The 15,210-nt window shown below is 73.9% G+C and carries 12 protein-coding genes and 1 riboswitch; of the genes, 8 read left to right on the top strand and 4 right to left on the bottom strand.

All coding sequences use genetic code 11. The features are described from left to right. Positions 1–33 precede the first annotated feature (33 nt). Positions 34–1,347, bottom strand: a complete 1,314-nt coding sequence (locus CP980_RS23215) for a glycosyltransferase family 4 protein (protein ID WP_150528991.1) — start codon at positions 1,345–1,347, stop codon at positions 34–36. A gap of 260 nt (positions 1,348–1,607) precedes the next feature. Here CP980_RS23215 and CP980_RS23210 point away from each other — a divergent pair, with 260 nt between their 5' ends. Then, positions 1,608–2,222, top strand: coding sequence for a TetR family transcriptional regulator (locus CP980_RS23210; RefSeq protein ID WP_132755626.1), 615 nt, complete (start codon positions 1,608–1,610; stop codon positions 2,220–2,222). Positions 2,223–3,642: 1,420 nt separating this feature from the next. Here CP980_RS23210 and CP980_RS23205 read toward each other — a convergent pair. Together CP980_RS23205 and CP980_RS23200 are read right to left on the bottom strand one after the other, a co-directional pair. Next, positions 3,643–3,876: a ferredoxin gene (locus tag CP980_RS23205; RefSeq protein ID WP_099892728.1), complete on the bottom strand. Its 234-nt coding sequence runs from the start codon at positions 3,874–3,876 to the stop codon at positions 3,643–3,645. Next, on the bottom strand, positions 3,876–5,339 hold the full coding sequence (locus tag CP980_RS23200; protein WP_150528990.1) for an aldehyde dehydrogenase: 1,464 nt from the start codon (positions 5,337–5,339) through the stop codon (positions 3,876–3,878). Before CP980_RS23200 ends, CP980_RS23205 begins: the two co-directional genes overlap by 1 nt. 219 nt (positions 5,340–5,558) lie before the next feature. Here CP980_RS23200 and CP980_RS23195 point away from each other — a divergent pair, with 219 nt between their 5' ends. The 7 genes from CP980_RS23195 to CP980_RS23165 all read left to right on the top strand — a co-directional run bounded on the left by CP980_RS23195 (position 5,559) and on the right by CP980_RS23165 (position 13,685). Next, a complete protein-coding gene (locus CP980_RS23195; protein ID WP_229907217.1) occupies positions 5,559–6,668 on the top strand; it encodes a Strvi_7410 family MBL fold metallo-hydrolase in 1,110 nt (369 codons plus the stop codon). A gap of 102 nt (positions 6,669–6,770) precedes the next feature. After that, positions 6,771–6,838, top strand: a riboswitch (cobalamin riboswitch). Between the two features lie 140 nt (positions 6,839–6,978). Further along, positions 6,979–8,238: an SCO2321 family membrane protein gene (locus tag CP980_RS23190; RefSeq protein WP_150528989.1), complete on the top strand. Its 1,260-nt coding sequence runs from the start codon at positions 6,979–6,981 to the stop codon at positions 8,236–8,238. After that, entirely contained in the window at positions 8,238–8,927 is a 690-nt protein-coding gene (locus CP980_RS23185; protein WP_150528988.1) for an SCO2322 family protein, read from the top strand. The genes CP980_RS23190 and CP980_RS23185 overlap by 1 nt, the downstream gene beginning before the upstream one ends. Next, positions 8,924–10,192 carry an energy-coupling factor transporter transmembrane protein EcfT gene (locus CP980_RS23180; RefSeq protein ID WP_229907218.1) on the top strand — a complete coding sequence of 423 codons (1,269 nt, stop codon included), beginning with the start codon at positions 8,924–8,926 and terminating at the stop codon, positions 10,190–10,192. The genes CP980_RS23185 and CP980_RS23180 overlap by 4 nt, the downstream gene beginning before the upstream one ends. After that, positions 10,189–12,093 (top strand): ABC transporter ATP-binding protein, encoded by a 1,905-nt coding sequence (locus tag CP980_RS23175; RefSeq protein ID WP_150528987.1) that lies wholly within the window; start codon positions 10,189–10,191, stop codon positions 12,091–12,093. Before CP980_RS23180 ends, CP980_RS23175 begins: the two co-directional genes overlap by 4 nt. Next, positions 12,090–12,893 (top strand): ECF transporter S component, encoded by an 804-nt coding sequence (locus CP980_RS23170; protein ID WP_150528986.1) that lies wholly within the window; start codon positions 12,090–12,092, stop codon positions 12,891–12,893. The genes CP980_RS23175 and CP980_RS23170 overlap by 4 nt, the downstream gene beginning before the upstream one ends. A 387-nt stretch (positions 12,894–13,280) precedes the next feature. After that, on the top strand, positions 13,281–13,685 hold the full coding sequence (locus CP980_RS23165; RefSeq protein ID WP_099888073.1) for an aggregation-promoting factor C-terminal-like domain-containing protein: 405 nt from the start codon (positions 13,281–13,283) through the stop codon (positions 13,683–13,685). Between the two features lie 118 nt (positions 13,686–13,803). Here CP980_RS23165 and CP980_RS23160 read toward each other — a convergent pair whose 3' ends face one another. Further along, a complete protein-coding gene (locus tag CP980_RS23160; RefSeq protein ID WP_150528985.1) occupies positions 13,804–14,973 on the bottom strand; it encodes a steroid 3-ketoacyl-CoA thiolase in 1,170 nt (389 codons plus the stop codon). Positions 14,974–15,210 lie beyond the last annotated feature (237 nt).

Here is a 15,210-nt window from a genome sequence, read left to right as displayed (position 1 = left end):
TGGGTGGTGTCGAAAAGGCGGAGGGGCGGGAGGTCACCGCGCGCGGCGGCTGCGGGCTGCCTGCTCGATGGCGGCCCGGTAGTGCGCGGCGGTGCCCTCGGCGGCTCTGGCCCACGTGAACCGGGCCAGCACGCGCTCGCGCCCGGCGGCGCCGAGGCGGGAGCGCAGCTGCGCGTCGCCCAGCAGCCGGCCCAGCGCGGCGGCCAGCGCTCCCGCGTCGCCGGGCGGCACCGCGAGGCAGGTCTCGCCGTCCGGGCCCGCGACCTCGGGGATCGCGCCGCCGGTGGTGGCGACCAGCGGGGTGCCGGTGGCCATGGCCTCGGCCGCGGGCAGCGAGAAGCCCTCGTACAGCGAGGGCACGCAGGCGATCTGCGCGCTGCGCACCAGGTCGACGAGTTCGGCGTCGGTGATGCCCTTGACGAAGCGGACCGCGTCCTGGAGCCCGTACGTTTCGATCGCGCGGGCCACCGGCCCCTGCTCGGCGCGCTTGCCGACGACGACGAGGTGCGCCTCGGGCCGTTCGGTGCGCAGCTTCGCGAGCGCCTCGACGAGGTGGACGAGGCCCTTGAGCGGGACGTCGGCGCTGGAGGTGGTGACGATCCGCCCCGGCACCTCGGCGACGGACGCGTCGGGCGACCACAGGTCGGTGTCGGCGCCGATGTGGACGACGTGGATGCGCTCGTCGCGCACGCCCAGGTGCTCGGCGATCTCCTGCTTGGAGGAGCCGGAGACGGTCAGCACGGAGGGCAGCCGGCGGGCGACGCGCGCCTGCATCCGCGTGAAGCCGTACCAGCGCCGTACGGAGGCCCGCTTGAGGCGGCTCTTGGCGGCGGCCAGGTCCAGCTCGCGGTCGACGGTGATGGGGTGGTGGATGGTGGTGACGAGCGGGGCGCCGAGGTCGGCGAGGAGGCCGTAGCCGAGCGTCTGGTTGTCGTGGATGACGTCGAACTCACCCGCGCGGGCTGCGAGGTGGCGCCGGGCCCGCAGCGAGAAGGTCAGCGGCTCGGGGAATCCGCCGGTCCACATGGTGGCGACCTCGACGGCGTCGATCCAGTCCCGGTACTCCTCGCGCTTCGGCGTGCGGAACGGGTCGGGGGACCGGTAGAGGTCGAGGCTCGGCAGCTCGGTGAGCGTGGCGCCGGTGTCGAGGACCGGGTACGGCTGCGCGCCGATGACTTCGACGCTGTGGCCGAGCTTCACGAGCTCCCGCGAGAGGTGCCGGACGTAGACGCCCTGGCCGCCGCAGAACGGGTTCCCCTTATAGGTGAGGAGCGCGATGCGCAACGGGCGGTCGCCGTCGGTGGCGGAACCCGCGAAAGGGCTCGTCACCATGGCCTCAGCGGTCACTCTCGGCCCCCTTCTCCCTGCACTTTCGCCGGAGCGTAACCGCTCGCATAATGTAGAACAAGTTTCAGACTTGATCCGTCGAAGACCATTGAATCTACCGGCCGGAAACCACACCGTAAGAGGCGGAGCAGGTGATTCGCGCCACGGCTCGGACGCCTGAGATGCTGGCTGCCGATCACCGGCCGGCCACCCGCCGAACACGACGCGAACAGCCCGGAAGTCAGCACCGCAACGACACGGAACGCCATGGAACGGGACAGATGACAGCGGACGCGAAAGCCGTCGCCACGACGGCGTCCCCTCCCCTGACGGAGCGCCAGGAGGCGCGCCGCCGCCGGATCCTGCACGCCAGCGCGCAGCTGGCCAGCCGGGGCGGCTTCGACGCCGTCCAGATGCGGGAGGTGGCCGAGGCGGCCGGGGTCGCGCTGGGCACCCTGTACCGGTACTTTCCGTCGAAGGTGCACCTGCTGGTGGCCACGATGCAGGACCAGCTCCAGCACATGCACACGACACTCCGCAAGCGCCCCCCGGCGGGCGACGACCCGGCGGCCCGGGTCGCGGAGACCCTGATGCGCGCCTTCCGCGCCCTCCAGCGGGAGCCGCACCTCGCGGACGCGATGGTCCGCGCACTGACGTTCGCGGACCGCAGCGTGAGCCCCGAGGTGGACACGGTGTCCCGGCTGACCACGGCGATCATCCTGGACGCGATGGGCCTGGACGCCCCGCCGACGGCGGAGCAGCTCTCGGCGGTCCGGGTCATCGAGCACACCTGGCACTCGGCGCTGATCACCTGGCTCTCGGGCCGCGCCTCGATCGCCCAGGTCAAGATCGACATCGAAACGGTCTGCCGCCTGATCACCCTGACGGCACCCTGAAAAAGTCCGGAAACGGGACGGGCGGGGTCGGGGGCCCGGGGGCGGGGTCGGAGCGGCTGGCGGGAGCTTCGGGGGCGGGATCCCCGACTCGGGATCAGGGAGGGTCCGGGGGCGTCCCGTCAGTCCACTGTCCTTCCGTGTCGGGTCGGTCCGTCAAGGGCGCTCACTTCGTTCGCGTCGCTTCGCGATGGCCTTCGGCCACCCTTGACTGCCCGCCCCGCCCCGGAATGCCATAAGACTGCCGGGAAGCCCCCGAAGGAATGGCCGGGAGGTTAGGCGACGGATGAAGGCCCCTTGAGATGCCGATCGGGATCTTCCGTTCATCCGTGCCCCATTTCCCGGCACCACCAGCCCCGGCCATGACGGGGGGCGCGGTCGATCGCTACGCGCTTCTCACGTCTCAGCGACTGACGACCGCCTGTGGCCGGACATAAGCCGCCCAGACGGAGTCCATGGACGGCCATGCCGGCGTCTGCGGCCCGTTCCTGGCTGAAGAGCGGGCCGGCCTTGGGTGCAGAAGGAGACCAGGGGGATGGACAAGAGGTCGAACGGGACGGGTACGGGGTCGACCGGGACGGTCAAAAGGCCCAGCGGGACGGACGAGGCGCTCAGCGGGGCGGACGGGGGGCCCGGCGGGGCAGGCGAGCGGCTGAACGGGACGGATGAGGGGCTCGGCGGGGCAGGCCAGCGGCCTGGCGGGGGCGGAATGAGGCCCATGGGGGCGGACAAGCGCCCGGCAGGGCCGGAATGAGGCCCATCGGGACGGAATGGGGCAGTGAGGAGGGCGAGTCGGAGCCTGATGCCGGACTTTCCAACCTCTCAGTCAGGCACGGCCCCTTGCAGGCCTCGACCGGCCACCAAAAGGGACAAACAACCCGCTGTCGCAGGCCGGGAGACATCCGGATCCGTCATGGGCGGCTTATGTCCGGCCACGGGCGGTCGTCGGACGCTATGCCGAGAGGAGCGCGTAGCGATCGGACGCGCCCCCGGCATGGCCGGGCCTGGATGGTGCCGGGAAATGGGGAGTGGCTGAACGGGAGTCCTGATCGGCATCTCAAGGGGCCTCATCCCTCGCCTAACCTCCCGGCCATTCCTTCGGGGGCTTCCCGGCAGTCTTATGGCATTCCGGGGCGGGGCGGTCAGTCAAGGGTGGAGCGCAGCGACATCGCGAAGCGACGCGACCGCAGGGAGCGCCCTTGACGGACCGACCCGACACGGAAGGACAGTGGACTGACGGGACGCCCCCGAACCCTCCCCGACCCCGAGTCGGGGATCCCGCCCCGAAGCCCCCCCCGGCCGCTCCGACCCCGAGTCGGGGATCCCGCCCCCCAACACCCCGCCCAACAACCCCCACCCCGCCCGACCGGCCCCCGCCCCCCCGAAGCCCCCGCCCCGCCCCGCCCCGCCCCGCCCCGCCCCCCTACTCCTCCGGTGGGAACACCGCCTCGCCCGTGCCCGCCAGGGTGATCAGGATCGCCTCCACCGGGCAGCCCTCCGCCGCCGTCAGGACCGGCTCGTTCGCGTCCGTCTCGGGGTCGCGGGGGTGCGACTGGCGCGCCGAGTCCAGCTCGAAGCCCTCCGGCGCGTGGTTCACGCACATCCCGGAGCCGATGCAGACCCCCCGGTCCACCTCCACCACCCAGCGGTCGCCCATCAGGCACCCGCCGCGTAGCCCGCCGGCAGGTGGATCATCTTGTGCTCCAGGTACTCGCTCAGCCCCTCGGGCCCGAATTCCCGGCCCACGCCGCTGTTCTTGTAGCCGCCGAACGGCCCCAGCATGTCCAGGCTGAAGGTGTTCACGTTGAAGGTGCCCGTCCGCACCTGGCGGGCGAAGTCGATGCCGTGCTCCACGTCCCCCGTCCAGACACTGCCGCTCAGACCGAACTCCGAGTCGTTGGCGACCCGTACCGCCTCCGCCTCGTCCCCGTACGGGATCAGGCACACGACCGGTCCGAAGATCTCCTCGCGGGCGATCCGCATCGAGTTGTCCACGTCCCCGAAGAGCGTCGGCTCCACGTACCAGCCCTGCTCCAGGCCCGCCGGACGGCCGCCGCCCGCCAGGACCTTCGCGCCCTCCTCCTGGCCGATCCGGATGTAGTCCAGCGACCGCTGCTGCTGCCGCCTGGCCACCAGCGGCCCGAGCTGCGTCGCCGGGTCCAGCGGGTCGCCCACCACCAGCGCGCCGGCCGCCGCCGCGAGCTCCTCCGCGACCTCCTCGTACCGGCTGCGCGGTGCGAGCACGCGGGTCTGGGCCACGCAGGCCTGCCCGTTGTTCATCCAGGCCGCCGGGACGATCCCGGCGATCGTGGAATCCAGATCGGCGTCCGGCAGGATCACGGCGGCGGACTTGCCGCCGAGTTCGAGCGTGACCCGCGTCAGGTTGCGGGCGGCGACCTCCATCACGCGCTTGCCGGCCGCGACCGAGCCGGTGAAGGCCACCTTGTCGACGCCGGGGTGGCCGACGAGGTACTCGCTGACCTCCCGGTCCGCGGGCAGGATCGACAGCACGCCCTCCGGCAGCCCGGCCTCCCGCGCGATGTCGGCGAGGATGTACGAGTCGAGCGGCGACTCCGGGGAAGGCTTGAGGATCACCGTCGACCCCGTGAGCAGCGCCGGCGCCAGCTTCGCCGCGGCCACGAACTGCGGCACGTTCCACGGGATGACGGCGGCGACCACGCCCACCGGCTCCCGGCGCACCAGGATCGGCCCGAGCGCGCCCTGGCGGTGCTCCTCGTACGGGTAGGCGCGCGCGACCTGGATCGCGGCGTCGTAGACCATCATCGGGCCGAGCGCCTGCGCGAGGACGCTCCAGGAGTACGGGGACCCGTTCTGCGAGCTGATCGAGCGGGCGATCTCCTCGTGCCGGACGGCGATCGCGTCCTTGATCCGGGTGACGACGGCTATCCGCTCGTCCAGGGACATCCGGGGCCAGGGCCCCTCGTCGAAGGCCTTGCGGGCGACCGCGACGGCGCGGTCCACGTCCGCGCGGGAGGCGTGCGGGACGCTGCCGATGACCTGCTCGGTGTGGGGGGAGACGATCTCGATCGTGTCGGTGCCCAGCGGATCCGTCCACTCACCGCCGATGAACAGGTGTCCGTGTTCCACGAGCTCGGTCATGGCTGATGCCTCCTGCGGCTTGGCGTTCCCGAACTGATACCAGTTCTAGTTCCAGGAGTCCACGGCCAGGACGGAACAGCCGGGAAGATCCAACCGGGGGTCACGACTAGTCAGATGCGCCCTCAGATGGTCGACTTGGGCGACTACTGCAACACGTTCTCGTGAGAGTGAGCCGGGCGGCGCAGACGCGGCCGGGCGCAGCGCAGACAGGGAGCCCTCATGCCGCAGGACACGCCGCCGCAGGACACGCCGCCCCGGGCCGCACCGCCCACCGGCCCCGGGGCCACGCCGCCCCCGCACGTCACCGACCACGGCGGCGGCGTCCGCGGCATCAAGGTCCCGATCCCCGACAACCCGCTCGGCCACACCCTGGTCCACGTCCTCGACACCGACCGCGGGCCCGTCCTCATCGACACCGGCTGGGACGACCCGGAGTCCTGGGACACCCTCACCGCCGGCCTCGGCGCCCTCGGCATCGCCGTCGCCGACGTCCACGGCGTGGTCATCACCCACCACCACCCCGACCACCACGGCCTGTCCGGCCGGGTCCGGGAGGCCTCCGGGGCCTGGATCGCCATGCACGCCGCCGACACCGAGGTCGTCGTACGGACCCGCTCCGCAGAGCCCGGCACCTGGTTCGACTACATGAGCGAGAAGCTGGCCACCGCCGGAGCCCCCGAGGAGCACATCGCCCCGTTGCGGGCCGCCCGTGCGAGCGGCCGCCTGCGCACCCTGCCCGGCTTGCGGGCCGCCGTCCCCGACCGCGAGATCGCCCCCGGCGAGCTGCTCCCCCTCGCCGGCCGCCGGCTGCGCGCCATCTGGACCCCCGGGCACACTCCCGGCCACGTCTGCCTGCACCTGGAGGAGCGGCACCCGGCGAACCTCCCCGGCAACGGCCGCCTCTTCTCCGGGGACCACCTGCTGCCCGGCATCTCCCCGCACATCGGCCTGTACGAGGACCCGGAGGACACCCGGGTCACCGACCCCCTCGGCGACTACCTCGACTCCCTCGAACGCATCGGCCGCCTCGACCCGGCCGAGGTGCTCCCGGCCCACCAGCACGCCTTCACCGACGCCCCGGCCCGGGTGCGCGAGCTGCTGGAGCACCACGAGGAGCGGCTGAGCGGGCTGTGGGAGCTGCTCGCCGAGCCGCTGACCCCGTGGGGGCTGGCGGAGCGCATGGAGTGGAACCGGCCCTGGGAGCAGATCCCGTACGGCTCCCGCAACATCGCCGTCTCGGAAGCGGAAGCCCATCTGCGACGGCTGGTGAAGCAGGGCCGGGCGGAGGCGGTCCCGGGCAGCGACCCGGTCACGTACCGCGCGCTGTGACGGCGGCGGGCCGCGCAGTAAGGGGCGCTACGGGCGGACGCCCCCCTTCCGGGCTGCTACGGGCCGGTACAGTTGACCCGTCGTCCACCCTTCCGTACGGGGGGAAGCCGGTGCGATTCCGGCGCTGACCCGCAACCGTGACCCGCCCAGGCCCTGCCGGGCGGGGAGCCGGACCGCCCCGTACGCGAGGTGCGCGGCTCGCGCCGCCGGAGCCCCCGGCGGCCGGCACCGTCGAGGTAAACGGAGCCGGAGCCCGGTGCCCTGTACGGGCCTGCCTCCCGCTCCCCGGCACGAGAGGCACCCGCCCCCCATGAACGTCCGACGCAGCGCCGCCGCGCTCGCCGCCTCCGCCGTGCTCTGCGTGGGCGCCGCCCCCGCAGCCCTCGCCGCTCCCTCCCCCTCCGCTCCGCCGGCCCCGGTGATCCCGTCCGGGCTGTTCGGCAAGAAGGACCCGACGTACGACGGCGTGTGGCGGCAGTCCTTCGCGCTGCTGGCCCAGCACACGGTCGGCGTGCAGCCCGCCAAGGAGGCCGTCGACTGGCTGGTCGGCCAGCAGTGCGCGGGCGGCGGCTTCGCCTCCTTCCGCGCGGACGCCGGCGCTGCCTGCGACGACAAGACGATGTTCGACACGAACGCCACCGCGATGGCCGTGCAGGCGCTGAAGGCGCTGGGCGGGCAGGACGCGGCGGTGAAGAAGGGCGTGGACTGGCTGAAGTCCGTCCAGAACGAGGACGGCGGCTGGGCCTTCGTCCCCGGCACCCCGAGCGAGGGCAACTCCACCTCCCTCGTGATCAGCGCACTGGCGGTGGCGGGCGAGAAGCCCGCCGACGTGAAGTCGAAGGCGGGCAAGTCCGCGTACGAGGGCCTGCTCGCCTTCCAGCTGGGCTGCGCCGCCGAACCGGCGGCCGACCGGGGCGCCTTCGGGTACCAGCCGGGGCCGGACGGAAAGCTCCCGGCCAACGCCGATGCCACGGCCGCCGCGGTCCTGGCCGGCCTGGGCCGGGGCGCGGTCGTCTCCCCCGCCGCCGCGGACACCCCCGCGGCGGCTCTGACCTGCCCGGCGACGGGCTCCGCCGACCCGGCGGGCGCGGCCCAGGGCGCGGCCGGCTACCTGGCCGAGACGCTGAAGAAGGACGGCCACCTCATGGCCGTCACCCCGGGCGCCGACCAGCCGACCGCGGACACCGGCAACACCGCCGACGCGGTGATCGCCCTGGCCGCGGCCGGGCACAAGCAGTCGGCGGCGGGCGCGCTGGAGTGGCTGAAGACGAACTCGGCGGAGTGGGCCAAGGACAGCCCGGCGGCGCTCGGCACGCTGGTCCTGGCCGCGCACGCGACCGGCACCGACCCGAAGGCGTTCGGCGGCACCGACCTGGTGACGGCCCTGAACGCGACGGGCCCGGCGTCGAAGACGGCGGAGACCAAGGCGGACAAGGCCGAGGAGTCGGAGAAGTCGGAGAAGTCGGACGACTCGGGTTCGAACGTCTGGTGGATCGTGGGCGCGGGCCTGGCCGCCGGCATGGGCATCGGCGTCCTGCTGAGCGGCCGCCGGAAGAAGAACCAGCTCTGATGCCCCGCCGCAGCCCGACCCCGCTGGGCCCGCTGGTCCTCGCGTTCGGCGTCCTCCTCACCCTCCTGGGCTCCTCCCCGGCACTGGCGGCGGGCTACCGCTACTGGTCGTTCTGGGAGGCCTCGGGCGGTCAGTGGCAGTACGCCACGCAGGGCCCCTCGACGGCGCGCCCGGCGGACGGCGCGACCCTGGGCTTCCGCTTCTCGGTGAGCCAGGACGCGGCGGCCGAGGCGGCGAAGCCGCGCGCGGCGGCCGATTTCGCGGCGGTCTGCGCGGGCACCGAGGCGGCGGAGGGCCGCAAGCGGATCGCGGTGGTCGTCGACTTCGGCGTCCCGGCGGACGCCCCGGCCGGCGACGCCCCGCCGCAGGACACCCCGCGCACGGCCTGCGCCCAGGTCGCCCCGGACGCCACGGCGGCCGAGGCCCTGGCGGCGGCCGCCAAGCCGCTCCGCTACAACAGCGCGGCGCTGCTGTGCGCGGTGTCCGGCTACCCGAAGCAGGGCTGCGGCGAACCGATCGCGGACGCCGGGCAGAAGCCGCATCCGAACCCGGACGCGAGCGCGGGTCCGAAGCCTTCGGCGGAGCCGGAGGCCACCGGCGGTGGCCCCTCGACGTCCCTGCTGGTCGGCCTGGCGGCGGTGGCCGCCCTGGCGGCGGCCGCGGTCTGGCAGTCCCGCCGCCGCCGATGACCTCCCCGAGCGCCCCCGACGGCCCGGTGCTCCGGGCCACCGGGGCCGCCCGCACGGCTGGTGCGGGTACGGCCCGTACCCGCCGTCCCGCACCCGACGACCTGACCCCGGCCGGGCCCGGCGGGGCCGGGGCGGGTGGTCCCGGGTTCCGCCTCTCGTACGAAAAAATCGTGGCGCCGCGCGCCCGGCGCGGCAACGCCCTGCACGCGGGGGCGTGGTGGCTGTGGGCCCTCGGGCTCGCCACCGCCGCCTCGCGGACCACCCATCCGCTGCTCCTCGGGCTGATCATCGGCGTGGCCGGCTACGTCGTGGCCGCCCGCCGGACCGCCGCCCCCTGGGCCCGCTCCTACGGTGCCTTCCTCAAGCTGGGCCTGTTCGTCATCGGGCTGCGGCTCCTGTTCTCCGTACTCCTCGGCTCCCCGATCCCCGGCGCGCACGTCCTCTTCACCCTCCCCGAGGTGCCGCTGCCCGACTGGGCGGCCCAGGGGATCCGCCTCGGCGGGCGCGTCACCGCCGAGCAGCTCGTCTTCGCCTTCTACGACGGCGCCAAGCTGGCCACCCTCCTCGTGTGCGTCGGCGCCGCCAACGCCCTCGCCAATCCGGCGCGGCTGCTGAAGTCCCTCCCGGCCGCCCTGTACGAGGCCGGGGTCGCCGTCGTCGTCGCGATGACCTTCGCGCCGAACATGGTCGCCGACGTGGCGCGCCTGCGGACCGCGCGCCGTCTGCGCGGGCGCCCGACCGGCGGCGTCAAGGCCGTCCTCCAGATCGGCCTGCCCGTCCTGGAGGGCGCCCTGGAGCGTTCCGTCGCCGTCGCCGCCTCGATGGACGCGCGCGGCTACGGGCGTACGGCGCAGGTCCCGCCCGCCGTCCGGCACACCACCAACGCCCTCACCCTCGGCGGCCTGCTCGGCATGTGCGCCGGGACGTACGGGCTGCTCGCGGCCGAGGGCGCCGCGTACGGCCTGCCCGTCCTCGTGCTCGGCCTCGGCCTGGCGCTGGCCGGGCTGCGCCTCGGCGGGCGGCGCAGCATCCGTACCCGTTACCGGCCGGACCGGTGGGGCTGGCGGGCGTGGGTGGTCGCCGGTTCGGGTGTGCTCGTGGCCGCCGCCCTGATCCGCGCCGGGACGGTGGACCCGGCCGCCCTCCAGCCCGGCGTCGTCCCGCTGGTGGCGCCGACGCTGCCGCTGTGGCCGGCGGCGGCGATCCTGATCGGCCTGGTCCCGGCGTTCGTGGCCCCCGTACCTCCGAAGGAGGCATCGCAGTGATCCGCTTCGAGCAGGTGTCGGTCACGTACGACGGCGCGGCGCGGCCCACCCTCCGCGACGTGGACCTGGTGGTCCCGGAGGGCGAGCTCACCCTGCTGGTCGGCCCTTCGGGGGTCGGCAAGTCCACCCTCCTCGGCGCCGTCTGCGGGCTGGTCCCGCACTTCACCGGGGGGACGCTGCGGGGCCGCGTCACGGTCGCGGGCCGCGACACCCGTACCCACAAGCCGCGCGAGCTCGCCGACGTGGTGGGCACGGTCGGCCAGGACCCGCTGGCGCATTTCGTGACGGACGTGGTCGAGGACGAGCTCGCGTACGGGATGGAGTCGCTGGGCCTGGCTCCGGCGGTCATGCGCCGCCGGGTCGAGGAGACCCTGGACCTGCTCGGCCTCAACGAGCTGCGCGACCGCCCGCTGGCCACCCTCTCCGGCGGCCAGCAGCAGCGGGTCGCGATCGGCTCCGTCCTGACCCCGCACCCGAAGGTCCTGGTCCTGGACGAGCCCACCTCGGCGCTGGACCCGGCGGCCGCCGAGGAGGTGCTCGCGGTGCTCCAGCGCCTGGTGCACGACCTGGGCACGACGGTCCTGCTGGCGGAACACCGCCTGGAGCGGGTGGTCCAGTACGCGGACCAGGTCCTCCTCCTCCCGTCCCCGGGCGCGCCCGCGGTCCTCGGCAGCCCGTCCTCGATCATGGCCGTCTCCCCGGTCCACCCGCCGGTGGTGGCCCTGGGCCGCCTGGCGGGCTGGACCCCGCTCCCCCTGTCGGTCCGCGACGCCCGCCGCCTCGCCCCCTCGCTCCTGACCCGCCTTCCCGTGACGCCGCCCCCGTCACCCGCCGCGACCCCGGCCCAGCCGGCCCCCGTGCCCGCAGGCCCGGCCCGGCCTGCGCGGCCGACTTCCGCTTCCCCCGCGCCCGCCCCGGCGCCGTCGGCTGCCGGGGAGCCGGGGTCCGGGGCCGCAGCCCGCGGTTCCGGGAAGGGGCTCGGCGGGGAGAAGGCCCGGCGCGGCGGCCCCGCACCCCGCCCCGGCCTCATGGCCCGCCTGCTCCGCGGGGGCGGGCCCACCCCCGGCCCCGCCGACCGCACGGGCACGGACACCGGCACCGGCACCGGCCGTTCCGGCGCCGCCCCCGAGCCCGTGGCCCGGATCGACGCCCTCTCCCTCCGCCGCGGCCGCGCCGAGGTCCTCCACGGCATCGACCTCCGCGTCGCCCCCGGCGAGACCATCGCCCTCATGGGCCGCAACGGCGCCGGCAAGTCCACCCTCCTCGCCACCCTCGTCGGCACGCTCGCCCCCACCACCGGCACCGTCACCGTCCGCGGCCGCACCCCCCACCGCACGGCCCCGCAGGAGATGGTCCGCCACGTCGGCCTCGTGCCGCAGGAGCCCCGCGACCTCCTCTACGCCGACACCGTGGCCGCCGAGTGCGAGGCCGCCGACTCCGACGCCGGCGCGGCCCCCGGCACCTGCCGGGACCTCGTCCGCGCGCTGCTCCCCGACGTCCCCGACGACACCCACCCCCGGGACCTGTCCGAGGGCCAGCGTCTGGCCCTGGCCCTGGCGCTCGTACTCACCGGCCGGCCCTCCCTGCTCCTGCTCGACGAGCCGACCCGCGGTCTGGACTACGCGGCCAAGGCCCGCCTGATCGAGGTCCTGCGCGGCCTCGCCTCCGACGGGCACGCCATCGTCCTCGCCACCCACGACGTGGAGCTCGCCGCCGAGCTGGCCCACCGGGTCGTGATCCTGGCCGGCGGCGAGATCGTCGCGGACGGCCCGACCGCCGAGGTCGTCGTCTCGTCCCCCGCCTTCGCACCCCAGGTGGCCAAGGTCCTGGCCCCGGCCCACTGGCTCACGGTGCCCCAGGTCGCCAAGGCCCTGGCCGACGGAACCGGGGCCACCCCATGAGCGGCCGCCCCCTGCGCATCGGCCCCCGCGCCGCCGCCGCGCTGCTCCTCGTCACCCTCATCGGCGTCGCGGCCTTCGGCTGGCCCCTCCTCGCCGACCGCCAGTCCGGTCTCGCCCACTCCCAGGACGCCCCCTGGCTCTTCGCGGGGCTGCTCCCGCTCCTCGTCGCCGTCGTCGTCGCGACCATCGCCGACCAGGGCATGGACGCCAAGGCGGTGGCGATGCTCGGCGTGCTCGCCGCCGTCGGGGCGGCCCTGCGCCCGCTGGGCGCCGGCACGGCCGGCCTGGAGCCGATGTTCTTCCTGATGGTGCTCAGCGGGCGCGTCCTCGGGCCCGGCTTCGGCTTCGTCCTCGGCTCGGTGACGATGTTCGCCTCCGCCCTGCTCACGGGCGGGGTCGGGCCGTGGATGCCGTTCCAGATGCTCGCGATGGGCTGGTTCTCCCTGGGGGCCGGGCTGCTGCCCGGGGCGGAGCGACTGCGCGGCCGGGCGGAGCTGCTGATGCTGTCGGCGTACGGGTTCGCCGGCTCGTTCGCGTACGGCACGATCATGAACCTCCAGGGCTGGGTGCTCCTGCAGGGCATGGGCCAGGGGATCTCGTTCCAGCCGGGGGATCCGGTCCCCGCCAACCTGGCGCGCTTCGCCGCGTACTGCGTGGCGACCTCGCTGGGGTGGGACCTGGGGCGGGCCGTGCTGACCGTCGTACTGACCCTCACGATCGGGGGCACGCTGCTGAAGGCGCTGCGGCGGGCGGTGCGGAAAGCGGCGTTCGAGGCACCCGTTTCCTTCGGTTCGCGTTGAAAGTGGCCCGGCGCACACACCAATCCGTGTAACGAACCGCCACAGAACGCGACATTCCGGCCCCGTGGCGGTGACCCGCCCCACAGGACCCACGTCACATACGACCCACGCTAGTAGCCCCCACCACCCCCGACCCCCACCCCGGAACCCGGCCCCCACCTGCACCGACACCCACCGTCCCCACCCGGGCCGAAGGACACCGCTCTGCGAGGACGGCTAGTAACAACGGCCTTTGCCACGGCGCCCGGGACCTGGCTAACTGGTGATGTCGCCACGGCGGCGGGGCCTTCGCCCCCCGCCCGACGAACCCCTCTCCACCGCGTGAGTGGCTCACGCATGCCCCTGGCGTGCGGCGACCGCCCTTGTCCCCGTCGGAAGGTTCCCTCCGTGTCGAAGTCCGTCATTCGCAGCATCGCCGCTTCCAAGAAGGCCCTGGCCGGTTCGATCGTCGCCCTGGGCGTCGCCGGCACCATGCTCGCCACGGTTCCCGCCCAGGCGGCTCCGACGAGCGCCAAGGCGATCGCCCAGCAGATGATCAAGGACCCGGCGCAGTTCGCGGCGTTCAACAACATCGTTTCCCGCGAGAGCGGCTGGAACCACACCGCGACGAACGCCTCCTCGGGCGCCTACGGCCTGGTCCAGGCCCTGCCGGCCTCGAAGATGGCCTCCGCCGGTGCCGACTGGAAGACCAACCCGGCCACCCAGATCAAGTGGGGCCTGGACTACATGAACTCCCGCTACGGCAGCCCCGTGGGCGCCTGGAACTTCTGGCAGACCCACCACTGGTACTAAGCCACCAGTGACCGCCTGACGGCGCGAGCGGCGAGAAGTGCGAAGGCCCCGGTGGCCGGACCTCCCCAGGTCCGGCCACCGGGGCCTTCTGTTTCCCATCCCAGGGTCCATGCGCGGCCTAGAGCCGCTGGATGATCGTCCCGGTCGCCAGCGCGCCGCCCGCGCACATGGTGATCAGCGCGAACTCCTTGTCCCGGCGCTCCAGCTCGTGCAGCGCGGTCGTGATCAGCCGGGCCCCGGTGGCGCCCACGGGGTGGCCGAGCGCGATGCCGCCGCCGTTGACGTTGACCTTCTCCAGGTCCTGCTCGAAGACCTGGGCCCAGCTCAGCACGACCGAGGCGAACGCCTCGTTGATCTCGACCAGGTCGATGTCCTTCAGCGACATCCCGGCCTTGCCCAGCACGGCCCGCGTCGCGTCGATCGGCCCGTCCAGGTGGTAGTGCGGGTCCGCGCCCACCAGCGCCTGGGCGACGATCCGGGCGCGCGGCCTCAGCTTGAGCGCGCGGGCCATCTTGCGCGAGGCCCACATCACGGCGGCGGCCCCGTCCGATATCTGCGAGGAGTTCCCGGCGGTGTGCACGGCGGTCGGCATGACCGGCTTGAGCCGGGCCAGCGCCTCCATGCTCGTGTCGCGCAAGCCCTCGTCGCGGTCGACCAGCCGCCACATGCCCTGACCGGCCGCCTGCTCCTCCTCCGTCGTCGGGACCTGGACGGCGAAGGTCTCCCGCTTGAACCGCTCCTCGGCCCACGCGGCAGCGGCCCGCTCCTGCGAGAGCAGCCCGAGCCGGTCGACGTCCTCGCGGGTCAGGCCCCGGTGGCGGGCGATCCGCTCGGCGGCCTCGAACTGGTTGGGGAGGTCGACGTTCCACTCGTCCGGGAAGGGCTTGCCCGGGCCGTGCTTGGAGCCCGAGCCCAGCGGCACCCGGCTCATGGCCTCGACCCCGCAGGCGATGCCGATGTCCATGACCCCGCCGGAGATCATGTTGGCCACCATGTGGTTGGCCTGCTGGGAGCTGCCGCACTGGCAGTCCACGGTCGTCGCGGCGGTCTCGTACGGCAGGCCCATGGCGAGCCAGGCGTTGCGCGCCGGGTTCATGGACTGCTCGCCGGCGTGGGTGACGGTGCCTCCGACGATCTGCTCGACGCAGTCGGGCTGGATTCCGGTACGGGCCAGGAGTTCGCGGTACGTCTCACCGAGCAGGTAGGCGGGATGGAGGTTGGCGAGCGCGCCCCCGCGCTTGCCGATGGGAGTGCGTACGGCTTCGACGATGACGGGTTCCGCGGCCATGAGCTCGTCCTCTCCTGCACTGTGCCGGCGCGGCGGGCCGTCCCGGCGCCCCGCCCGAACTAGTACGCGTTCTAGTTCTCCCCGCAGTCTTATGACCTGTAACCCCCGCACGCAAGGGTCTTGCACGCGCCTTACACGGATTCCACACGCAACAGTTGGCGCGAGGACCCTTGTCACTTCTAGAACTCGTTACTACCTTCAAGCCAACTTCTGATGGGCCGTCAGACCTTGGAGTCG

The organism is Streptomyces vinaceus (genome assembly GCF_008704935.1).
Lineage (GTDB): Bacteria > Actinomycetota > Actinomycetes > Streptomycetales > Streptomycetaceae > Streptomyces > Streptomyces vinaceus.
The sequence above is the reverse complement of the archived record's forward strand: the minus strand, read 5'-3'. Positions and strand labels throughout refer to the sequence as shown.